Here is a 22381-nt window from a genome sequence, read left to right on the forward strand (position 1 = left end):
ATTTTGAGTGCCCGGCGGTTGGGCGTACCGATCACGCTTCGTGAGGGATGGCAGAACGAAGGATACCGGTGCACTGCTGAGGAGACTTGGCCGGCCGCAGCACGCGGGGCCCGCGTAGTTGTCCCGGAGGAGAGCGGCCAGCCCCGTGACCTGCCGTGCGGGGCCGTTGTGCGTCGTTGACCCGCGCAGATGGCGACGGCGTACTTGCTGTCTCACACTCGTACCCGCTGATGTAGCCGGAACCCAGAAAGGTCCCAAGGGACTCCAGCTGCCGACATCCACTCATTCAGCGCTATGCAGGGTGTGGGGGTGCGGTGTGGGCTGGGGTTCGTGCATCGGTGGTCCGCCTTGAATGAACGGCAGCGCGTACTTCTGGAGCGGCTCGCGGCCGGTGAAGAGTCTGGAGCCTGGGTGCCGGGGGAGTGGCGCTCGGCCTACGCCCTGCGCGACCGCGGCCTGGTGACGGTCAGGAAGAGCGGTGGGGATGTCCATGTGGAGGTCACCGAGGCAGGCAGGTCCTACCTTCAGCATGGTCGTCATCCCGACGATCCGTCGTTTGATGACGACGGCGTTCAGGAGTCTGCCGGACCTTCGGCGTCGGCGAAAGGCGGAACACGGCGCGTAGTTGCGCGTCGAAAGCGCAGCCCGACGCCGTACAGCGAACGGCCCGTAGCGCGTGCTCGACGGGTGAAGGCCCAGGAGCTGGTCGACCGGCTGATCGCTCAGGGGCGGGTCCGTCTCGCCGACCTTGATGGCGACGAGGTCGTAGAATGGCGGCGCGTCGTCGACTACGCGAAGCGACAGGGACTGGAACCGCAAGGCAGACGCATCGAGAAAGTCCGCTTCGGAACACGTGGGCTGGAATTGTTCCTCGCGGAGGGCCCACATCCCAACGCGCGGAGTCTGCGGCCGAAGGCCGGCGCGTCGGTGGTTCCGGTCCCCGCACGGCTGGGTTCCCTCCATCCGGCCGTGGCTGCGCTCAGGGACGACGACAGACAGCTGGTCATGCCCTCTGAGCTCCGCCGCCGGTCACTCCTGATGCTGCAGGCGTTGGCTGCCGAGGCGGTACGGCGAGGGTACGAGGTCCGGCCGAGCCGGTCGTACTATTCGCGGCGCGAGGGCGGAGTGGATGTGGTCGTCGAGGGCTTCGCGCGCACCGTAACCCTCAGGCAGGAGTTCCCGCAGTCCACTAATCCGGAGCGCTCCGCGCGTCTCGTCGTCGAGCTTGACCATGGCCGATCCGACAGGCCGGGCCGCTGGCGCGATCGGAAGACCCGAGTGCTTGAGGACGCCCTGGGTTTGATTCTCGGGGAGATCCAGGAACGAGTGTTGGAGGACGCTCAGCGCAGGAAAATCGAGGAGCGGGCCAAAACGGAGCGTGCAGTTCGCTGGCGAGCGGCCGTGGAGGAGGCGAAGGAGCGAGCAGTTCACGATCAACTCGCCGAGGTGCTTCGCGAAGAGGCCGAACGCTGGCGGGAGGCCGCTGCGCTCGATGAGTACTGCACGGCACTGGAACGTCGTCTCGGCGAGCTGGGCGGTGCCATGGACGAGTCGGCTCTGGTCTCGGCCCGGCGCTGGTTGGAGTGGGCGTATGGCTACGCGCGGGCGATTGACCCCTTGACCCGGCTTCCGGGGATGCCGAACACGCGTGAACCGACGCCGGAGGAGCTCGAACCACACTTGAAGGGATGGAGCCCCTACCGGCCGGAACGAGGGGACGGACGGTGACTCGGTGGTGAACGGCCTGCTGAATGTACACGGGAGCGAAGGGCTCTCTGCATCACCTCTGGGTCGTCCGATGGCGTCCGTCGGCTCCTTTGGCGCGGACCAGCCTCCCGGCGGCTCCCGTCGACTCCACGATGATTGTGCACGGTTGCTGGGCGAGCTGAGAGGGCATGAGCGTCCGGAGGTTCGAGGCCGGCTCTGATGTCAGGGCTCCGTCCTAGGCTTGGTTCATGGCATTAAGGAGCCGCAAAGAGATCCCGGCGCCGGTCACCAACCGGCTGTTCGCGCCGTCGGGGAATCAGCCACGGAGAGCGCGCCTGATGGGCGGACAGGCAGGAGCCTCATGAGTGCTGCAGCACGCGACCCTGACGCGGAGCGGGAGTTGGAGCGTGCCTATGCCGAGGAGCAGGCACTCGATCTTCGGGGCCGAGCCGTCCGCGCCGGGACGCTCAAGAGCCTGCTCCTTCGCGGTGACGGCAACGTATTGCAGCTAAGCGGCGCGCACGTCAGCGGGGCGCTCGCGCTGGATGGGGTTGAGATCCGGCAGTTGCTGCGTCTCGACTCCTGCGAGTTCGACGGGGCCGTCACTCTGGAGGCCGCCTCCACGCTCGCCGTGTCTATCACCGACAGTCGGATACCGGGGTTCCGGGCGCCAACGGCCCGTATCGGCGGGCGCCTTGATCTGCGCGGGTCCACTATCGACGGTCAGGGTCTCAACGCGGTCAAGCTCGTGCACGCGCACATCGCGGGCGGCCTGCGGCTCGATGGGGCGAAGCTGATCGCTCCGGGGCGGGTGGCGCTGGATGCTGGTGGGCTCGTCATGGAAGGCGGGGTGTTCTGCGAGGACGGCTTCACGGCAGAGGGTCAAGTGCTGTTTCCCGGGGCGCAGTTGCCGGGCGGGCTGTTCATGCGGGGGGCGCGGATCGTGGTCGGCGCGCTGGATGACATCGCGTTCAACGGAGACGGTTTGATGGCGTCCACGGTGTGGCTCTGTGAGGGGTTCCGGGCGGCTGGCACGGTGCGTGTGCGGGGTGCGCAGATTGCCGACCTGCTGTCCTTCGACGGTGCCGAACTTCTTGGTGAGGAAACGGCATTGCTGTGTATCGGCGCGCGCGCCGACACCTTCGATCTGGGGTTCGCACGGACACCGCAAGGAAACGTGGACCTGCGAAACGCGCATGCCAGCCGCATCCAAGACCGCCCAGAGACATGGTCGGCCACCCTGCGCCTGGACGGCTTGGCGTACGAGTGGTTGGAGGCCACCGCAGCCAGGGGCCACGACGACGTGACGAATCGACTGGCCTGGCTGCACCGCAGCCCCGGATACGCGCCGCAACCGTACGAGCAACTGGCCGAGAACTACCGGAGGTTGGGCCACGACGCCGACGCCCGCCGGGTCTTGCTCGCCCGGCAGCGCCGCCGCCGGGCAACGCTCGGCCCGCCGGGACGGGCGTGGGGCTGCCTCCTGGACGCCACCGTCGGCTACGGCTATCGCCCCTGGATCGCCGGAGTCTGGCTGGCGCTTATGACCCTGCTGGGCGCCGCGGTCTTCACCGCCCACACGCCTACCGCAGACAAGCCTGGTGAGGGCCCGCCGTTCAACCCCTTCGTCTACGCCCTGGACCTGCTGCTGCCCATCGGCGGCTTCGGCCAGGGCGCCGCCTGGCACTGGCAGAACGGCGGCGTACAGGCGCTGGCGTACGCACTGACGGCGATCGGTTGGATCCTGACGACGACTGTGGTGGCCGGGATGTCGCGGACATTGAGCAGGAACTGAGCCCTGCCATGCCCGCGTACGTACGGCATGTCATGACTCACCGCCACACCCGGGGCAGGGGGTGGTGAAACTGCCCGAGTACCTGCTCCAGTCCGCGGAGCGACTTGACACCGAAGGTGCATGACCAGCCGAGCACCACGCTCGCGGCGAACAGGTTGGAAGAGGCTAACTCCCGAGACTCATGAACGATCTAGGCTAGTCGGAGCTCTGGGCTTCAACGTCCTGCGCCCGACGTGATCTCACAAGCTGCTGCGCTGAAGCCATGACAATCTCGAGGAGCCGCCTCCCAGTGCGATGACAGCAGCATCGAAAAGCCGCATCTTCCCAGCCCAGAAGGCGGTTTCACCTTTCCGATCAGGATACGGATGGGAAGCCAAACGAAACGTGCAGGGCCAGGGGATGACCTTGAATGGTGCCGCTGGCGGCATTTGCCCGACCGAGGGATGTATTGCCTGTCGTCCACGACCGGGCTATACCTGGAGCCTTGGGGTGGTCGGCTTGCGTGTCACCCGCATCGGGCTCGCTTGTCTTCTCCAACCCTTTCGTCCAACGGAATGGGGGGCACAGAGGTGACGATTCCGTTTGAACGTGCTCGGATTCTCGACCTCCGCATGGGCTCAGCCGAACGTACCGAGGACAGTGCGATGATCACCAAGCTGTTCGGTGCCGACGCTGTATTCACCGATGCGGACGCCGTGTTATACCGCATCCAAGCCATCAACGGGGTGCCGTTCGCGGCAAAGACCAGGCGCTAGGCGGGAAACCGTCATGGCCTACCAAGCGACGGCGAGCGATTGGTTTTCCTTGCTGGGCATCGACGGCACGCTGCGCCAGGTCTTCGGCGGCGAGATGACTGTGACGGCCGCCCTCGACGACCTTGCACGGGCGCGGCGTGACTGGCCCGGTACGGCCGAGGACTGGGTAGCCGTGGTCGACGCCGTCACCGCACAAGTGACGGCGTTGCGAGCGGTCTCCCATGAGCAGAGTGCCGCTTTGTTCAGATTGGAGCAGAGTCTGGGGGAGGCTGTCGGACCGGGCGCCGGGTGGACGCCGCCGCCCCTGCCTGTGTTGGTCGACCGTGTACTCACGCCCACCGAACAGGAGATGCTGACGCGTGTACCGGAGTGGTTCAGCGAGATCATCATGGGGCACCTGAGGCGACAGGAGCAGGCCGAACAGGAAGCCGAGGAGGCCGCCTCCGAGTATGAGTCCGCATTAGAGGACTACGAGACCGCCGGTGGCGACAACGAGGGCGACGAGTTCGAGGACGAGTCGTGGTGAGCACCGGCCGCGACATCGACGCGTTGCGCCGACTGATCGCTCGGGCGGAGTACGCCGAGATCCGGGAATTGCGGCTCACCGAGGATGTCCGGGCCATGCTGGAGGTGACCGGGCGGGTTCTGCCGCACGCTTCACGACTCAACCGCGAACAGGCGGAGCGACTCGCCGTCATCGCGACCGAGCTGGGCCGCTCGATGGCAGCCCTGGCTTTGGTCCGCCGGGAACGGACAGCACTGGCAATTTCGATCGCGCGCCGCGGCCGCCGACTGCGAGGCGGCCTCAGCGTTGAGAAACGCGTGAGCTGATGGAACCGCTACCGATCCCGGCCTTCACCGCAGACGGTTGCCAACTGGTGATCGGCGATGACCACGTCGCCGTCGCGCTGGACGAGGCCGAACGGGCCCGTATCCGGCTCTGGATCTCGATGTTCCTCATCGGCCTGTCCGCGCCGGACGACCTGCGCCTGAGCGTGCGGTTCGTGCTGGACGCGGTCGTCCGTGCCGGTCGGCGCGGCGTGGACGTGCGCGTTCTGGTGGACGACTTCCGGTCGGGGCCGGCCCGGGTGCGGTCCAATGCCGCCGCGGCCGGCTACCTCGCGCGCCGCGGTGTGCCGGTCCGGGTGTGGGCGGAGCCCCGCCCGAGTGGGGAGCATACAAAACTGATCGTCGCTGACCGCACCGTTGTGTGCGGGTCTGCGAACTGGACACCGGGCGGATTGGACCGCAACTACGAGCTGGCCGTACGGGTACGCTCGGGCCCGCTCGCAGACGATCTCGCCCGTTCCTTCGACTCGACCTGGGCCGCGGCCGTGCCATGGGATCGCGATAACGCCAGCCCGTCGGCCTCCGACGCTCCTGATACAGCCCAGGCCGAGGACGAGAGGAGCGACGCGCAATGAGGGCTCTCCCGAGCACCGACCCCGAGATCGCGGCCGCCGTGGCGGAACAGCTCACCGGTGTGCCGGAATATAGCGGCACACAAAGCCGACGACTGGCCGCAGCACTGCGCCGCGCCGCCGTCGCACTGGAGGTTGGTGACGAGACCGCAGACCGGGTGCTCGGCGCCTCGTACTGGCCGTACCAACTCGACGTACTGGTGCGGGCACTCGATGCCGAGGCGGCCAGGCTGCTCGGGTGGACGGCCCAGTCGCCGCGAACGTGGGTGCGGCTGACCGGCCCGCCCGGTGCGGGCGGCCTGGCGCCAGCCGAGCCGGTCTTGGCCATCGACGCGAACAGCGCCCGCGAGAAGGAGCTGACCGCAGTGCCGGGGATCGGCCCAGTCACCGCCCGCCGCATCATCGCCGGCCGGCCGTACCGGCGGCGCCAGGACATCCGTACCGCGGCCAAGCTGGACCGGCAGGCGTGGGAACTTGCCCGCCCGGCTCTGGTGGTCCTGCGAGAGCCACCGCTGAGCCGGTGGCCGGGCGGCCAGCCGGGCGTCGCAGACCTGTACATAGCCGTGCGATCCGGCGCGATCGGGCTGCCTGGGTCCGTGACAGGAGCGATGACCGACGCCGAGGCGGCCGCCACCACCGTTATCACGCTCGCCGACGCCGTCGCGTTCGGCCGCACCAAGCCTCGCCTGTGGGCGCCGTCGGCCGAGCGCGTGGCGACTGGCATGCGCGGGCTCGCGACCCGGCAGTTGCCGGAACGGCCGATCACCACAGTGGCACCGGTGTTCGGTGCGGCCTATCCACGGCTGTTGCTCTCGTTGCTGGCGGCTGCGACCGACGTGACCATCACCATGTTCTTCGTTTCGGCTAACTCGGCGCTCGACGATCTGATCAGTGCGCTCGGCGAATGCGTGGCGCGGGGCGGCCGGGTCCGGTGCCTGCTGGCGGACTCGCTGCCCGGCGACGTGCGCGCTGCCCACGAGGTGAATCAGGCGGCCCGGTCGGCGCTCCGCGACCGCCGTGTAGGCGTACGTACCTGGTGGCCGGAGGTGGCGCTGCACGAAAAATCCGTCGTGGTCGACCGGCGGCATGTGCTGGTCGGCTCGCATAACTGGACCGCGTCGGCATTCTTCCGGCTCCGGGAAGCCACGCTCTACCTGGACAGTGAGGCGACCGCCGCCGACCTGACCGCACGCTTCGAGGCCCGCTGGCGGATGCTCGACCCGGACCGCCGCCGCCGCGTCATCGCTCTTTCCGAGTTGATCTGCTTGAGCACCGACGCCACCGCGCGGCTCGCCAGTCAGGGCATTCGCACCGGCGCCGAGTTACCCGCCGACCGGTCGCAGTTGCGGGCCCTGGGCCGCGCGGCCCATGTGCCCGTCGCTGACCTGGCCCTGGCCGCCGCGGTCGCGCCGCTCATGGCGCAACTGCGGGTCTGCGAGGTGACCGCGGGTTGTCTCGTGGCGGCTGGCCTGACCACCGCTGAGGATGTCGACGCGACGCCCGAAGCCAGACTGCGCACCGCCATCGAGGACCCGCAGCGGTTGCCCACTGTGCTTAGCCGCCGCCCGGTGAACCCCGCGATTGTTGACGTGCTGCTGAGGAGGCGTCGTGGGTGACCGACCATACGAGGAGACCCGCCCCATCCCGATCGTGGATGCGCAGATGAGCCGCAAGCCGCCGGACGAGCGGCCGAAAGTTCCGCCTCCGCCCGATCCGGAACCACCCGAGCACGATCCAAGCAACGAGGGCACCGACTCATCCGGTGAGGGCGACGACAACTGGGACGGCTGGGACGCGGGCGAGGACGCGGACAGCGGCCAGGACTACACGGACGATGAAGAGGACGACTCCGAAGGCAGCGACGAGGAAGAGGCCGACGAAGGCGGTGACGAGGAAGGGTACGACCAGGAAGGCGGAGCCAAGGACAATCCCCGCGCAGAAGAGGCGCTGGACCGGATGGAGGAGGCCGCCGAACGGGGCGGCCAGGCCACGGAGACCGCCGCTGCGGCGGCGGCCGACGCCACCCGGGCAGGCACGGCTGCCGACCAGGGCCGAGCAGCGGCGCAGCTTGCCCTGGCCGCGGGCGCACAGGCTCGCGCGGGCGCGGCAGCCCTCAACGCCCTTCCGGCCACCCAACTGGCTGGGGTGCCGGCCTCCGGCTTGTGGCGCACCGGCGTGGGCGATCCCGTGGACCCGCTGACCGGCGCTTGGTGGTACGACCACGTCGACACGGTAGTAGAGACCTCCACTCCCTTACTGGCAATCCAGCGGAACTACTGCTCTCAGCTCTACCGCGTCGGTTGTTTCGGGCCAGGCTGGGAAACCTGGCTGGACACGACGGTGCGAGTACTGGCCACTGGCGCGGTGTATCTGTCCGGTGGAGATGGTTCGGGAGGATTCTTCGGGGCGCCTGCGGCGCCCGGCGATCCCTACGTCCCCCCTGAAGACCTCGACAACGTCTGGCTGCGCCGGACAGGCGCCGGCTGGCTGCTCGCCACGGACGACGGTTGGCTGCGAACCCTCGACGCGACCGGGCAGCTCGTGCGCATCGCGGAACCGGGCGGCACCGGTATCGATGTGCGGCGGACGGCGGACGGGCGAATCGAGTCCCTGGTGCACGACGATGGCCCCCGCCTGGTTGCGAACACGAACGCGGTCGGCCTGATCAGCGGGATCACCGATCCGTTGGGTCGACGTTGGAGTTACACGTACGACTCGGCCGGCCGCCTCCGCACGGCGAGCGACCCGTCCGGGCGGACCTGGCGGTACGACTACAGCAACGGCGGCGACCCCCGGGAGCGCGGCGCCCTCACGGTGATGCGCGACCCGGCGGGCGTGGTGGCGGTCGCCACCGAATACGCCGGCTCCGGACCGTGGCGTGGCCGAGTGCTCGCCCAGAGCGCATACGACGACCCCTGGACGTTCGCCTACGCAGCGGCTGTTCCCCAGCCCGAGCCGGTGCAGGTCAACCGGAACAAGGTGGCCCTGACGGTGACCGTCACCGACCCCCTGGGAGTCACGGTGACGCACTCATTCAGCGCCACCGGCCGCAAACTGTCCACCAGTGTCCCGACCGACGCCGGTCCGCCCGCCGTGACCGCCTGGGTTTGGGCCGCCAACGGTCAGCTCGCCGAGATCCGGCGCCCTCGTGGCGACCGCACGCTGCTGACCTGGGCCCGGTTCGGCCGCGCCTGGCGGTGCACGCGGATCGCCCTGCGCAGCGGCGGAACGTCCCGAGCGACAACGTTCGAGTTCGACGTCGGCGGTTCGCTGACGGCGGTCGTCGACGCGGCAGGTGCCCGTACCGACCTAGAACGCGACGCGACCGGCCGCCTGATCCGGCTGGCCGAGCCGCTCGCGCCAGTGGACGGCGGCCCGGACGCGCGAGCGGTCACCCGCTACCAGTACGACGCACGCGGCCGGGTCGTGCGGTGCGAACAGCCCGACGGCACGGTCATCGAGCAAACCTATGTGGCCGCCGGTCCCGGTGCCGGCCTGGTGCACACACTCGCCTTCGGTGGCGACCTGGCCACCACGTTCGGATACGACGCCGCCGGGCGACTGCGCACCATTGATGGACCCGGTGGCACCACGGCCGCACAGGAATGGGACGATGCCGACCATATCGTCGCCGAGGTGGACCCGACCGGGCTGCGGCGGGAATACCAGTACGACCAGCGGAGCGCACTGACCGAGATCCGGTGTCAGTCTCCCGGCGACGCGTGGGTCAGCACCGCCGTCGAATGCGATGCCAAAGGTCGCATCATCCGCACCGCGACGCCGACCGCCATGGGAGTGGCGACGTCGTCGATCCGCTATGACGGCCTCGATCGTCCGGTGGAGACGGTCGGTCCCACCGGCCGGCGGACAACCTACCGATACGACCCGCGGGACCTGCTCTTGGAAATGCGCGACGGAGTCGGTACCGGCACCGAACAGCGCTACGAGTGGGAATACGAGATCGGCGGCGAGGCCGTCGTCTTTACAGGACCGGCCGGGGACGAATGGGTATCCGTTGTGGACGGCTTCGGCCGGCCTACATCGGTCACCCGGCCCGACGGAATCGTCGACGCCCTCACCACCGACGTGCTCGGGCGCGGCACCGAGCTGCGCACCTTCGACACCGCCGGTGCGCTGGTCGCGCACGAGCGGACCTTGTTCAGCCCGACCGGCCGGATCACGTCGGCTTCCAGCCGCGTGCTGCGCGCAGGACAACCGCCCGGTCCGTGGGCGATGACTCAGTTGGGGTACGACGCGGCCGGCCGCCTGGTGCGCTCGACCGGCCCGGCCGGGACAGTCACCACATACACGTGGTCACCCGACGGCCTCACCGGTGCGGCCGGTCCGACTGGAGAAAGCCTGCGCTTCTCGCACGACGAGCAGGGCCGGGTCGTCACGGTCGAATGGGTCACGGCCGGGCCGGGCGGACCACCGCTGCTGCGCACGTCGTTCGCCCACGACGCCGTGGGCCGCCTGGACTCGGCGACCGACGCCCTAGGCAACCGATGGGCCTTTGACTACGACGCTTTCTCCCGGCCGGTCACGCGCACCGGGCCCACCGGGTCAACCACCACAACCCGGTACGACGAGCTCGGAGCGCCGGCACGGGTCGAGACCAGCGGTGCGGTCGTCGCGTTCGACAACGACATGACCGGGGCGCCGATCGCGGTCACCGACCCGGATGGTGTGCGGCACACCCTGCAGCGGGACGCGTTCGGTCGGGTGGTGGCGCTGACCGGTCCGGACCAGTCGACGACGTTCACCACTCGGTACGACGCCACCGGGCGGGTCGCGTCGGTGACCACCGCGGCTGGCTGGACTGCGGTGTTCACGTACGACGTTGTCGGCAACCTGACCCGGATCGTCAGCACGCGTGCCGGAAGCTCCGTGATGGAGAATCGCGAGTACACACCGATGGGCCGGCTCTCGCGGGTGGTCACCCCGGAACACGACAGTCGCCGCGAGTGGGACACCCTCGGACGCTGCTGGCAGGAGACGCTGGACGGCGAGGCCGTGAACCTGGACTGGGCCCCAGTCGGCCCGCTGCGCCGATTGGACCTGCCAGACGGCGCATGGGTGGAGTACGAGCGGGATGCGGCCGGTCGGGTGTCGGCGACCACTACCACACTGCCTGGCGGAGACTCCCTGCGCACGGCAATCACTTGGTGGCGCAACGATCGGCCAGGCGTGATAAACGTGACCGTTGAGGGAGGGGAAACGGTGACCCGGTACCACTACGACCACGGCGGCCGGCTGCTGCGATCGGAGGTCACCGGGCCGGCTGGCGCGATCGAGACGCTGACCCTACTTCCGGACGGCCGGGGTGTCCCGCTCGCGTGGCACCGGGACGGCGACGAGCGGTACCGCCTCGAGACCGACGCCCTGGGCCAGCTGACAGGGGTGCGGGCGGCCGCGGCCGGCGCGGTGCCAGACATCACCGCCTGGCTGGCCGGCGGCGCGGGCGACCAGGCCGACCTAGACGTCCTCGCCACCCAGGTCGGTTCGAGCGGCGCGCGACGCTGGCAGGCCCGGCTTACTGCTGGCGGCGACCGGCTCGAGGTTAACGACGGCGGCGGAGCCACCGACTGGGTGTCGGACGCCCACCGGTACGTCCAGGTGGGGGGCGAGATCCCCGTGTATGACGCCGGCGGCCGGCTGACCTCATGGCAGAACCTCCGCTTCGATTACGATCACCGCGACCGGCTGATCCGGGTCTCGGATGCCTCCGGTGGACTGCTGGGCGAGCGGTCCTTCGACGGCTTCGGCCGGCTGGTGAGCTGGACGAACGCCGCAGGCGTCCGACGGGCCACCCCTGTGGGAGAGGAGATATTCGCCGAGTTCACCGCAGCCGCGGCGCTGCGCTACGCGCCGGGTCTCGGCACCGATCAGGCGATCGCGGTGCATGACGGTGTCCGCTGGTCGCTGCTCCACCGGGATCCGACGTGGTCGGTGCTGGCGGTCAGCGGCCCGGACGGCGGGGTCCGGTCCCGGGCCCGGTGGGGTCCGGGCGGCGAGTTGACCGCGCTGACCGCAGCCTTTGGTCCGGCCGCGGCGCCTGGCCCGCATCTGCGCTTCCAGGGCAGGCCCGACGTGCTCGAGCCAACCGCCGGGCTGATCGACCTGCGGCACCGCGTGCTGCTGGCCGAGTGGGGCCGGTTCACCGCGCCAGACCCGTTCGGTCCGGCCGGCGGGACCAACCCGTATCTGTTCGCCGGCAACAACCCAATCCTGTTCGTCGACCCCACCGGCGAGCTGTTCTTCCTCGCACCCGTCCTTGTGCCCGTCCTTGCTGGGGCGTTGGTCGGCGGAGGGCTCGCGGCGCTTACCAACCGAGACAAAAGCGGCTGGGACTTCGCGGTCGCTGTCCTCGCCGGTGCGGCTGGTGGCGGGATCGCCGCCATCCCTGGCCTGGGAGTGGCCGGCCTCGCCCTTGGCGGCCTGGTCGCCGGTGCGGTCACCGGCGGCTATCAGGGCGGTCGGCAGGGCGGCGGCTTGGAAGGCGTGCTCATCCATGGCGGCATCAACGGCGCCATCGGGGCGGTCGCCGGGTTGGCCGGCGGAACCGTGGGTGCCTCGCTGGCTACGGGCGTCACCGGCGGGTTGACGTCAACGCTCACCCAAGGGATCGGGCGCGGCGTGCTCAGCCAGACGTCATCCCGTCTTGTGTCGCAATATGCGGGGTCGGCGGCCGGCGGCGCCGCTGGCGGATTCGTCGGCGGATTCACTGGCGGCACGCTTCAAAGTCTCTTCTCGACCGATTTCGCACAGGCCAGCGGCATGCAGGCGGCCCAAGTCGCGCTGGCCCACGGCTGGGATCAGGGGGTGTCCGGCGCTGGCTGGGGAGCTGTGGGAGCGGTCGGAACCAAAGCCTTCATGCAGGCTGGGTGGTGGTATTTCGCCAACCCGGAGGGCGGTGCGGGCCTCTCCAAGGTGCTCGGTGCAGAGGGTGAGTTTCAGGCACAGCAGCAGATCGGCGCCCCCAAGGCCACGTTCCGGACGCCGGGTGGCAAGCGGCCGGACATCTGGAACGTCATGGAGTGGTTCAGTGGTCGCCGGTGGTTCGGCGACGCCAAGAACACCAACAAGATCCCCCGCCTGAACGAAAGTAATCGCCAGCTCCGGGACATGGTCAACACCGTGCCGAACCCGGCGGCTCAGCAGAACCCGGGTGGCAACCGGTTCACAATCTTCCACGCCCCGGGGATCAAGCTTCCCGGCCCTAAATCCGAGATCGGCCGACTGGTGGCCGCGGGAACGATCGAGCTACTGCCGCTGCGACAGGGCGTCTACGGTACGTCCAGCACCGATGATCACATCAAGTAGCCTCCGGGGACATCACAGCATGGAACTCTACGTAGCGGTAGCTTCTACACTTCCGCCCATCCGGACCTTCTGGACTCCGTCGACGGCTTCAAGGGTCGGAATCGATTCCGGTGTAACGGCGCCGCCAACCTTGTGGAGGAAGGGCATCTCGCGCACGTCAGAGAGCAGGCCCGTTCGCCGCACGGCTTCTGCCACTTCAGCGAATCGGCTTCGGTCCACCGAAACTGAGACAAGTACTTTCTGTGACTGATCGCTCACTGTTTGATTCCCGTCTGGCTCAGAGGCCATGTATTCGCTTCCATGGTCTCACCTCGGGCGGGTTCAGCCGATGGGGGCCTGTACCAACCCTGCGCCGACGTCGGCCGGTGAGCAGTTCGAGAGCTTCTGGGCCCGGCGGGCCAGAGCCTTTCGGAGTGCACCTGCGTTAGACGAACCCTCCGCTTGCATGGTCAAGAGGGCAATTCCTGCCACGTAGGGAGCCGCCATACTGGTGCCCGAAAGCCTACGAGAGCGGGGAGGCTGCGGCCACGAGGAAAGCACATCCACGCCAGGGCCCGCAAGGTCCACGCCGTCAGAGCCTGAGCCGCGTCCACACGAGAACGGGGCCACGTCGAGATCCGACGTAACAGCAGCGACCGCGACTATCGAAGGGCAGTTGGCCGGGAGCTGCACAGGCATGATGTGCCCGGGACGCCTGCTGTCGTTACCGGCCGCCGCAATGAGAAGCGTACCCATCTCGGCAGCAGCCTGTGCTGCGTCCTCGTACTCTTCTTCATATTGCATGCCGGGCCTGGCCGGGGACCCGAGAGACATAGACACCACTTGGCACCCCTGTGACAGGGCCCAGTCAATTCCTGCCAGGATCTGGAGGTCAGGGCCACGACCGTCGTTGCCCAGAACCTTGCCCACACAGATTTCGGCCTCAGCTGCTACTCCGTAGCGTGGAGCACCGGCCCATCCCCCGCAGGCGATACCCGCGCAGTGGGTACCATGCCCGTTCCCGTCGTGCACTGCTTGGTCCGGCACGAACGACTCGGTGTGCAGTTGGCGACCTGCGAAGGCTGGATGCTCCACATCGATTCCGGTATCAAGAATCGCAATGCGCAGCCCCTCCCCAGTGAAGGGTGTCCGATGAGACCCCGTAGCCTGTATACCCCAAGTCGCCGTGGACTCGTCCCAGTTCTGCTCCGACCTCACTTCATGGTCGGCGCCGCTCTCTTCCGTTAGCTGTTGAAATGCTCTTTCGAGTGCATCATTTGCGCCCTGCTGCCAGCCTTGCAGGTACTCGACAGGCCCGCTTGCGTACCGCATCTTTTCGGGAGTCACTCTCAGAATAGAGGACTCCTTCTCACTGACCGTCAAAACTGCGGCCTCTTGGTCCGGGTGTGCAGCTACGACAGCGATCCCCAGCCGATCAAGGAATACCGTGTCGATCTCCCCTTTGGCCAGAGCGTTGATGGCGGGAGAACGCTTGTCACCGGCATGCTCAAGCTTACTGATTCCAGCGCCCGTCCTGAGGGCCGACGCTCCGCTCTCGACCGCTTCCTTCCCTCGTTTGAAGGAGACAAGGAACCTCCCAGTGAGCTCGGGTTCTGCGGATGCGTCGCTGTCGCCTTTCCAGATGCCTGCGTCTGCCAGAGGTGAGCGCTCGTAGGGCATTATTCCTCCAAAGCGTGAGTCAGGGTCCGGGGGCACGCACGCCAAGTGCGGTTCGCCGTAGGGTCCTTGGCGCATCGCCAAACCCTGTGGTTCGTCTTCAATCGCCCCGAGTCAGCTCATGCAGCGCCCACCAGGTGAAGGGGTTGCTGATATCGCCGTGCCCGGTGATGGGTACCTGACCGTCGACCTCTTCGCCTCCCTGAATGGCGATCACTTGTGCTGCTCCGCTTAGCGGGTAGCTCTCACCAGGCGGCGCCGCGTTGCACGTGATCGCCTGTCCGTCCAAGCCGGCCGGACCGTAACCGCCAAGGGCACCGAAGGTGTCCGTGTCCCCGACCATGGCGATCTGCGGCTGCTGCTCGCCGAGATGCCGCCCCTTCATCGCAAGGTGGAAGACCTTCGTAAGGGGCCAGTCCCGGGAGGAAAACGTGGTCAAGATCGGCTGCTCGACCTTAGACAGAACCGAGTGGTAGCCGCCTGGCAGTCCGTTTCCCTCGACACGCGGCGCGAGGCACCACCGGTTAACGGCCGGCTGAAGCAGCAGCAACGCGTGGGCTTTCCGCCCAGCGACGGCATTGAGGGCGGATAGCACGACGCGTGCTCCGAACGAGTGTCCGATCAGGTGTAGGCGTATGCCCCTCTCGGGCTGCAGGATGTGCTCTAGGAGTGGGGCAACACCCCTGGTGCCGACCGCACCGGCGCGCGCTTTCATTTTCCAGACCGAGGCGGCGCGCCCTACACCCCGCAGGTCAATGTCCTGGCCCGCGGCAGCGGCCGCACTCCCTGCACCCCCGTTTACACCTCCGAGCCGGGACCAGATCTCAAGCAGATCGTCCACGCTCGGGGGCGCCGAACCATCGTCGGGGTCGGGCGTCGAGCGCATGCTCCGCAGGAAGATGGTGGCCAACTCCCTGGCCGTATCGGGATCGACAGCCGTGCGCCCGTCCACAGCGTCAACGAATGCACGGTCTTCGTCAGCGTTCAGCTCGGAGGTGGCCAGCGTGAGCAGCTCCTCAAGCTCCACGGCGGCAGGACTATCCCGCCCGGGCCAGCCCGCGATCGCGGGACCCTCCTCCCAAGGCATGACAAAGCTCGTGGAGGGCCAGATAGCACCAACCAGAAGAGGGTTATAGTCGCCGCTGCCCGGGCTGGCCACGCTGTACTCGGCCCCTTGAGCAATGTATCCGTCGATGAAGCTCTGGTAGCGGTCGAGGGCCGCGGCAAAGACATTGTTCCAGCCATGAGCAAAGAAATAGACGTCCGTCACCTCGGCGAGACTCTCCTTCACTGCGGCTTCAGCGGCCGGACTGCGGAGCAGGCCGTCCTTGCCGTAACGGAGCAGGTAGAGATCGGCTGACGCGTTGTCGCCGATCGGGAAACTCTGGAAAGGACCCACCATGGCGGCTCCAATTCGCCAGGCTGCACCCCGTTGCAGCGATCCTGATTCCATGCTTCACCCGACCCGCGAGTAGCACAAACGCTCACGAATCCCATGCGCCCCACCACCCCGGACCTACCGGCACCCTGGTCCGGTATAGGTCAGCCCTCAGCGGGGCCCAGCATGTGCTGCTGTGCGGCACCCATGACGGACGCGTCTCCGCGCATGGCGCCTGCGATCGAGGGATTCGGCTGCCTACGCCGCCTGGCCACGGCTGCGCGCCAGCCAACACCGAGCAAAGTGACTTCGTCCAGGCATGTCCGCCACCAAGCGGCTGTGGACACGGCTGCGCTACCGCCGCATCGTGACGGTCCTGGGCACCGCTGACTGAGCTTCTTCGAGCTGGCCACCGATCAGGTGACGGTCCACGAAGCACAACGAGCGAGGCCCCCGAGCCGTTGACCGAGATGTCTGACGTCTCAACCACGCTGCTCGGGGGCCTCGTTGGTCATCTATCCTGCCGCACTCGACCTGCCCCATGCGCTCGTGGAGTAGGTCATCATGCTCATCGTCACCCGTGAGGGTGACCGGCGCTGCAAGCTCCGCCCGTCCCAGCGCGCGATGGTGGCACTGGTGTATCTGCGCGAACACACGACCCTGGCGAAGATCGCCGTCGGGTTCGGGATCAGCGAGTCCACCGCCCACGCCTACACCAGCGTGGTCATCCACCTGCTCGCCGAACGTGCGCCGGGCCTGCTGAAGGTCCTGCGTGAGGCCGATGCGGACTTCGTCCTGCTGGACGGCACGCTCGCCGAGTGCGACCGGGTCGGCGACGGCCGGGCCGACTACTCCCACAAGCACCGCCGGCACGGCGTGAACGTGCAGGTGGTCACCGATCCGGACGGCCGGCTGCTTGTGGCTCTCACCCGCGCTGCCGGGTCGGGCCCACGACCTGACCGCTGCCCGCACCCACCGGATCATCCGCATCTGCGAGCGCCAAGGTGTCCCCATCCTGGCCGACCTCGCCTACCAGGGCGGCGGCCCCTGGGTGAGCACCGCCATCAAACGCAAACCCCTGCAGGAACTCACCCCCACCGAGAAGACCCTCAACCGGGCACTGTCCGCAGCACGCGCACCGGTCGAGCGCGGCGTCGCACGCCTGAAGACCTGGCAGATCTTCCGCAGATCCCGGTGCAGCCCGAATCGCATGACGTCATCCATGAAGGGGCGGGGCCGGTCAAGTGCGGTGCTTGTCCGGGTCTTTCCTACTGCTCGTTGGGATGAGGGCGTGCTCGGCCGGGGGACGGGCTGTTCCCGTTTCCCCGGTATGCGCTGTGGACCCGCCCGCAGGCGGGGTGTTGTAGGAGTGTGCTCTTCACCAGTGTGATGCAGAGGTGGCGGCGCTCCGGCTGCCGGTCATCCATCCGCCGAGCCCGTGTCACGCATGGTGCGTGGGGTGGCATGGTGTGGTTCGGCACACGGTCGGCGGGATCAATCAATCGCGGCCTCGCCGCGGTGCGGGGGCCAGACGTCATAGCGATCGCGCGCCGGTCGTGGGTCCGGATGCTGCTCACACCGGGTCCCGGCGGGTCAGGCAGCGGACCTCGCCGTCGCGCAGCCCGTAGTAGACCAGGGTGAGCAGCTTGCGCGCTGCGGCGGCCTTGGCGATATTGCGTGCCCCGGCGCCGCGGCGGGCCTCGATGCGGTCCTTGTGGGCGCGCATCGGGGTGCTCTCGGGGGCGTGCTGGACGGCCTCGACGGCCGCCCAGCGCACCAGCTTGGAGCCCTGCTTGGTCAGATGTCCGCGTCGGACCACCGTGTCCGACTCCCGGTGGCGCGGGGTGAGCCCGGCCCATGAGCACAGATGCTGCGGGTCGGGGAAACGGGTAACGTCGTCGATCTCGACGGTGAAGACCGCGGCCAGGACCGGACCGGTACCGCCGATCTTCTGGATCGCGCGGTAGCCGGTGTCGCTGGCCAGGCGGGCGGCGATCTCCTTGTCCAGCATCCCGATCTGCTGGCCGAGTTCGTGCATCACCGCGCGCAGCGCGCGCACCCGGGCCGCGTACCCGGCGGGCAGCGGCAGCTCGTCGAGGAACGCGGTGCCCGTGGTGCCGAACAGGTCGCTCATCGGCACCGCGATGCCCAGCTTGCCCATCACGCCGTGAGCCTGGTTGCGGCAGCTGGTCCGCAGACTGACCAGCTTGTGCCGGCCGCGCACCAGCTCCCGCAGTTCGCGGGTCTCGGGCGGGGCCAGCCAGGCTTCCGGCAGCCGTCCCAGCCGCAGCAGGTCGGCCAGGTCGGCGGCGTCCCTCTCGCCGTTCTTCACCCGCCGGTAGCTGAACGCCTTCACCCCCAGCGGATGGGCCAGGTGCACCTCGGCCCCGGCCTCGGCCAGCGCGTCGGCGGCCCAGTACCAGCCGAGCGTGGCCTCCAGCACCACCTTCGGCTGCGGCCCGGCCTTGGCAATCTCCCGCTTGAGCCGGGCCGGATCGTTGTTGAAGCGGACCATTTTGCCCAGCCGCTGCCCGTCCGCCGCCATCCGCACCAGGACCGAGCGGCGCCGGTGCAGGTCCATTCCCACCCACTGCACACAGTCGTACGGTGAACTCATCGAGGGCCTCCCCGAGTTCGGACTTTCTGCCTGAGCCGAGCATCCTGCGCACCCGGCGGGAGCGGGAGGCCCCGCCCCTTCATCGCATCAATCGCCAAAGCCGGAGGTGGCGGACTGGCGCGGAGCGTGGCGCCGGAGCCGTTTCGAGCTCCGCCTCAGCTCCCGCTGCCCCACCAAGGGTGCCTTCGTCCCGGGGTGGACGCCGAGTGGTACTCGGCGGGCGGTACGTAGCAGTTTGAATGGTTCGGGACACCCGCCGAGGCTGAAGACAGCGAGTTTCCCTCCGGAAACCGCTTGGGGGAGGAGGCGGCTTCCGGAGGGACGAGCGCGCCGGGTAAAGAGGAGATTCCCCTGAGCGCGCGGTTGGTTCAGCAGTCCCAGGAGACTTGGTCCAGCCGGTTGTCGCTGCTTCGACCGCTGGGGAAGCGGCTCAGGTCGGGCACCCAGGTGTTGGGATTGAGGGTGAACATACGGACCCGGTTGCCCTTCGAGTCGGTGTCGAACAGGGTCGGGCGGTTTTCGGTCCGGTTGTAGATCGAGGATGCCCTGTCGATGGCCGGCAGCAGACGGTACTCGCCGCAGAACAGCGGCACCTCCTTCCGTGTACCGGTGTAGTTGTAGCCGTCCCAGAGGCAGAGCATTCCGGGCGTGCAGTCATTCCGGCCAGTGGGAGCCGCTTCCGCTGCCGGTACCTGAGCGGCGAGCGGTGCCACGAGGCCCGCCATGAGCGCGGCAATGGCCAGAAGTCGGCGGGGGGTGAGGGTCTTGGAGCGCGTCACGTTGTCCTCCTGTGTGAGCACAACCACGGCCCGATGCCGTGGTGGTGCAGCCGGGCAGTGGTGCCCGTCGTGACCGATGTTTCGGCGGCGCGGTCCAAGGACGGAAGGGGTTGCCCGTTTCCTGCTCATCCAGGCACTGGGAAACACAGTCTGAGCTGGTTGGATCCCGCTCGTGGAGGTCACGCCCTGGTGTTGCGTGACCGCTGGTCCGGCGCGCCGTTGATCGCGACGGGAGCTCACGGCAGCGCTGGCGGGAGGGAAGCATGGGGCAGCCCGAGGGCGAGGACGGCGGCATCACGTTCGGCTCGGAGCTGCGGCGGCGTCGCACCGCCGAGGGCCTGTCGCTGACGGCGCTGGCCAAGAGATTGAAGACAAGCAATGGGTATCTGAGCCGCCTGGAGAATGATCTTCAGCGTCCGAGTGTGCCGTTCGCCCGCGCTGTGGACGATGAGCTGAAAGAGGGCGACGCCCTGCTCGCTTTTGGTCGAGGGGCCGGGCGCGAGGTGTGCCCGTATCAGGGACTGACACCTTTCATAGAGCGGGATGCAGGGTGCTTCTGCGGCCAGGTGTACGCGCTGTCGCCGTTCCGTGAACCGTGGTTCTGGATCACTTTCAGTGCTGGGGCCACGGAGGGTCACCACAAGCGCGATCATGAACGGCCTCACGCCGAGAGGAGGACCCGCTTGCGGAGCAGGTCGAAGTTGGCGCGACCGAACATCTGCCGCTTCAGCATTTTGATCTTGTTGTTGTGGCCTTCGACGGCGCCGGAGCTGTAGCTGAGGCTGAGCCCGGCGACGACGGCGTCGAGGTCCTGGCCGATGCCGGTGACGAAGCCGTGCAGGGCAGGCAGATCGTCAGCCTGCACGCGTTCTATCCATTGACCGAGGTCGCGGCCCCGGCGGTCGTTCATCAACTCGGCGAAGGTGCGGACGTGTTCGGCGGTTCGGTTGAGCGCGGGGCAGTGGGCGAGAATCTGCTTGAGCTGCTGGGCCTGGTCGTCGTCGAGCCGGTCGGGGCGGCGGGTGATCCAGCTGGTCACGTCGCGCACGGACGGTGGTTTGCGGGGCGGATCATCGTGCGGGAAGGCTTCGCGGAGCCGGTTAACGTACCTTTTCACCACGCTCTCGCCGCCGGGATAGCCGCGCTCGCGAACTTCTTCGAACAGTCGGCGGGCCACGGTGCAGCCTTCCGCCCACCGCCGTTGCAGGTAGGGCTTGTAGGGGTCGAGGATGCTGGTCCGGCCGGTCCACCGTCCGACCAGGAGCTCGTCCGCGGTAGCCGCATTGGCGAGGCGGCGAACGGTGTTGCGGGCCAGGCCCAGCCTGCGGGCGATCGGCCGCAGCCCGAGCCCCTCATCCAGCAGAGCGTGGACGGCCGCGTGCTGCTCGCGCACCCGGTCGGACAGACGGCCCGACTGCCGTGGTTCATCCGGGGAACGCGGCGCAGGCTTCGGGCCCTCCAGCGGCTCGGCGGCGCGGACCGGGGCCGTGTTCTCCGGCTCGCGCAGCAGGGCACGGTGCTGGATGACCGTCTTCTCGACGGCCTCGGCAAGGTTTTTCCAGATGTGCCACCGGTTGTCGGCGTACACGTGAACAGGGAGTACGCGGACACCGGTCCGCGACGTGAATCGCGTCCGGGGCGCCGAGCCGTCCGGCCTTGGCGTATGCGGTGGACCGGTCGCGGCAGATCACCTCGACGCCGGGGTGGTCGGCGAGCCAGGCGGCCACCGTCGCCGTGGCCCGGTCGGGCAGCAGATCAACTGGACGGCGCGTGTCGATGTCCACCAGGATCGTGCCGTAGTTGTGTCCCTTGCGCAGGGCGAACTCGTCCACCCCGAGCACCCGCGGCGTGTGTATTTCGGGCTCCGGCAGACGGCGTATCAGCCGCAGGAGCGTCGACCGGCTGGCCCGGACCGCGAGCGTGTGCGCCAGGCGGGCGCTGGCCCGGCCCGCCAGCATCACCGCGACCTGCTGCAGCACTGTCTGCAGCCCGGAACTTCGCCGCCCATGCCGGAAGGTGAGTCCGTCGACCTGCTCGGCGAACGTGGCCTGCCGGCAGGTGCGGTCGCGGCAGCGGAACCGCCGGACCTGTAACTCGATCACCACGGGACGCCCGGCGACTGCCGTGTCGGCGAGGCGGCGAACGTATCGGCTGTGCACCCGGCCCGACGACATCCCACAGGCCGGACACGCGGCCCGCTCCGCCGATGCGCGAGCCCGCACGACCACCAACTCGCCGTCGACCACTGCGTTTTCGATCATTACGCCTTCGACCTGGTGGAACCACAGGTCCTGGAGAAGCACATCACCCACGGCCGTTCATGATCGCGCTTGTGGTGACCCTCCGTGGCCCCAGCACTGAAAGTGATCCAGAACCCAGGTTCAGAGACCGCCGACACGCGCGCGTGCTGATCGAGGGCAACGTCGTGGACAACGCCAAGTGGGACGCCCGTCGGCGCAATGAACACCACTGACATCACCGTCCGCGGAAACACGATCAACAACAGCTGCGGTGGCGTCTACATCAGTTCCCTTACAGCGAGGACCATCAGCCACGACATCATCGACAACCATGTGACGGTGGCGGCAGGAGCTTCGGGGGCCATGCGCAACGCAGTCCGCGGGAGTGCAGATACGCCCGGGTTCATCTCTCGCCGGTGAGCGACGTCGCGGTCACCGGCAACACGGTCAGCGGCGTACCAGCAGGCGAGGCCGCCCTTGCTCGTGCCGTCGTCTTCACGGCCTTCAGCAGGGTGTCCTTCGCTACCACGCGGGTTGGTGCGGGCACAATCCGTGGGACCGGTCGTGCGAGTCGGACGGCGATGACCAGCCAGGTACCGGCGGTCCCTCGGAATCGCTCAGGCCGGTCTCGGTCGTCTGCGTCAGGCAGGCATGGATCAGAGAATCGGCTGCGTCCTGACGTGCGAATCGTTTTCGGTAGGGGCGGGCGA

At 68.2% G+C, this 22381-nt stretch carries 14 protein-coding genes and 1 pseudogene; 9 read left to right on the plus strand and 6 right to left on the minus strand.

The genetic code is table 11. The annotated features are described in order from the left end of the window. Positions 1 to 348 precede the first annotated feature (348 nt). The 7 genes from ACWCRB_RS02025 to ACWCRB_RS02055 all read left to right on the plus strand — a co-directional run bounded on the left by ACWCRB_RS02025 (position 349) and on the right by ACWCRB_RS02055 (position 13001). Positions 349 to 1728 carry a hypothetical protein gene (locus ACWCRB_RS02025; RefSeq protein WP_450994144.1) on the plus strand — a complete coding sequence of 460 codons (1380 nt, stop codon included), beginning with the start codon at positions 349 to 351 and terminating at the stop codon, positions 1726 to 1728. A 340-nt stretch (positions 1729 to 2068) separates the two neighbouring features. After that, positions 2069 to 3502, plus strand: coding sequence for an oxidoreductase (locus tag ACWCRB_RS02030; protein ID WP_450994145.1), 1434 nt, complete (start codon positions 2069 to 2071; stop codon positions 3500 to 3502). Positions 3503 to 4270: 768 nt separating this feature from the next. Further along, positions 4271 to 4783 (plus strand): hypothetical protein, encoded by a 513-nt coding sequence (locus ACWCRB_RS02035; protein ID WP_450994146.1) that lies wholly within the window; start codon positions 4271 to 4273, stop codon positions 4781 to 4783. Then, positions 4777 to 5088: a hypothetical protein gene (locus ACWCRB_RS02040; protein ID WP_450994147.1), complete on the plus strand. Its 312-nt coding sequence runs from the start codon at positions 4777 to 4779 to the stop codon at positions 5086 to 5088. The genes ACWCRB_RS02035 and ACWCRB_RS02040 overlap by 7 nt, the downstream gene beginning before the upstream one ends. Further along, positions 5088 to 5681: a phospholipase D family protein gene (locus tag ACWCRB_RS02045; RefSeq protein WP_450994148.1), complete on the plus strand. Its 594-nt coding sequence runs from the start codon at positions 5088 to 5090 to the stop codon at positions 5679 to 5681. The genes ACWCRB_RS02040 and ACWCRB_RS02045 overlap by 1 nt, the downstream gene beginning before the upstream one ends. Continuing rightward, on the plus strand, positions 5678 to 7294 hold the full coding sequence (locus ACWCRB_RS02050) for a phospholipase D-like domain-containing protein (RefSeq protein ID WP_450994149.1): 1617 nt from the start codon (positions 5678 to 5680) through the stop codon (positions 7292 to 7294). Before ACWCRB_RS02045 ends, ACWCRB_RS02050 begins: the two co-directional genes overlap by 4 nt. Beyond that, a complete protein-coding gene (locus ACWCRB_RS02055; RefSeq protein WP_450994150.1) occupies positions 7287 to 13001 on the plus strand; it encodes an RHS repeat domain-containing protein in 5715 nt (1904 codons plus the stop codon). The genes ACWCRB_RS02050 and ACWCRB_RS02055 overlap by 8 nt, the downstream gene beginning before the upstream one ends. Positions 13002 to 13322: 321 nt before the next feature. Here the strand turns inward: ACWCRB_RS02055 and ACWCRB_RS02060 are convergent, their stop codons facing one another. Continuing rightward, a complete protein-coding gene (locus ACWCRB_RS02060) occupies positions 13323 to 14660 on the minus strand; it encodes a S8 family serine peptidase (protein ID WP_450994151.1) in 1338 nt (445 codons plus the stop codon). 97 nt (positions 14661 to 14757) lie between these two features. Continuing rightward, positions 14758 to 16059 carry a hypothetical protein gene (locus ACWCRB_RS02065; protein WP_450994152.1) on the minus strand — a complete coding sequence of 434 codons (1302 nt, stop codon included), beginning with the start codon at positions 16057 to 16059 and terminating at the stop codon, positions 14758 to 14760. A 540-nt stretch (positions 16060 to 16599) separates the two neighbouring features. Here ACWCRB_RS02065 and ACWCRB_RS02070 point away from each other — a divergent pair. Beyond that, positions 16600 to 17263: pseudogene (locus ACWCRB_RS02070) on the plus strand (transposase family protein); the annotation flags it as partial. Between the two features lie 345 nt (positions 17264 to 17608). On the opposite strand, the gene ACWCRB_RS02075 reads toward ACWCRB_RS02070, so the two are convergent. Further along, the gene (locus tag ACWCRB_RS02075; protein WP_450994153.1) at positions 17609 to 18652 is read right to left on the minus strand and encodes an IS110 family transposase; all 1044 of its coding nucleotides are present in this window, start codon (positions 18650 to 18652) and stop codon (positions 17609 to 17611) included. A 368-nt stretch (positions 18653 to 19020) separates the two neighbouring features. Beyond that, the gene (locus ACWCRB_RS02080) at positions 19021 to 19431 is read right to left on the minus strand and encodes a peptidase inhibitor family I36 protein (RefSeq protein WP_450994154.1); all 411 of its coding nucleotides are present in this window, start codon (positions 19429 to 19431) and stop codon (positions 19021 to 19023) included. A 263-nt stretch (positions 19432 to 19694) separates the two neighbouring features. Here ACWCRB_RS02080 and ACWCRB_RS02085 point away from each other — a divergent pair, with 263 nt between their 5' ends. Further along, entirely contained in the window at positions 19695 to 20207 is a 513-nt protein-coding gene (locus ACWCRB_RS02085) for a helix-turn-helix domain-containing protein (protein ID WP_450994155.1), read from the plus strand. On the opposite strand, the gene ACWCRB_RS02090 is transcribed toward ACWCRB_RS02085, so the two are convergent. Both ACWCRB_RS02090 and ACWCRB_RS02095 read right to left on the minus strand, forming a co-directional pair. After that, positions 20093 to 20824: a transposase gene (locus tag ACWCRB_RS02090; protein WP_450994202.1), complete on the minus strand. Its 732-nt coding sequence runs from the start codon at positions 20822 to 20824 to the stop codon at positions 20093 to 20095. The genes ACWCRB_RS02085 and ACWCRB_RS02090 overlap by 115 nt on opposite strands. A 31-nt stretch (positions 20825 to 20855) precedes the next feature. Next, positions 20856 to 21743: an ISL3 family transposase gene (locus ACWCRB_RS02095; protein WP_450994156.1), complete on the minus strand. Its 888-nt coding sequence runs from the start codon at positions 21741 to 21743 to the stop codon at positions 20856 to 20858. Positions 21744 to 22381: the final 638 nt, after the last annotated feature.

This window comes from Streptomyces sp. NPDC002156 (genome assembly GCF_053593675.1).

Coding starts and splice junctions, on each gene's coding strand:
- ACWCRB_RS02065 (WP_450994152.1), bottom strand. CDS start 16,059: ATGGTGGGTCCTTTCCAGAGTTTCCCGATCGGCGACAACGCGTCAGCC.
- ACWCRB_RS02050 (WP_450994149.1), top strand. CDS start 5,678: ATGAGGGCTCTCCCGAGCACCGACCCCGAGATCGCGGCCGCCGTGGCG.
- ACWCRB_RS02035 (WP_450994146.1), top strand. CDS start 4,271: ATGGCCTACCAAGCGACGGCGAGCGATTGGTTTTCCTTGCTGGGCATC.
- ACWCRB_RS02085 (WP_450994155.1), top strand. CDS start 19,695: ATGGGGCAGCCCGAGGGCGAGGACGGCGGCATCACGTTCGGCTCGGAG.
- ACWCRB_RS02075 (WP_450994153.1), bottom strand. CDS start 18,652: ATGAGTTCACCGTACGACTGTGTGCAGTGGGTGGGAATGGACCTGCAC.
- ACWCRB_RS02045 (WP_450994148.1), top strand. CDS start 5,088: ATGGAACCGCTACCGATCCCGGCCTTCACCGCAGACGGTTGCCAACTG.
- ACWCRB_RS02030 (WP_450994145.1), top strand. CDS start 2,069: ATGAGTGCTGCAGCACGCGACCCTGACGCGGAGCGGGAGTTGGAGCGT.
- ACWCRB_RS02060 (WP_450994151.1), bottom strand. CDS start 14,660: ATGCCCTACGAGCGCTCACCTCTGGCAGACGCAGGCATCTGGAAAGGC.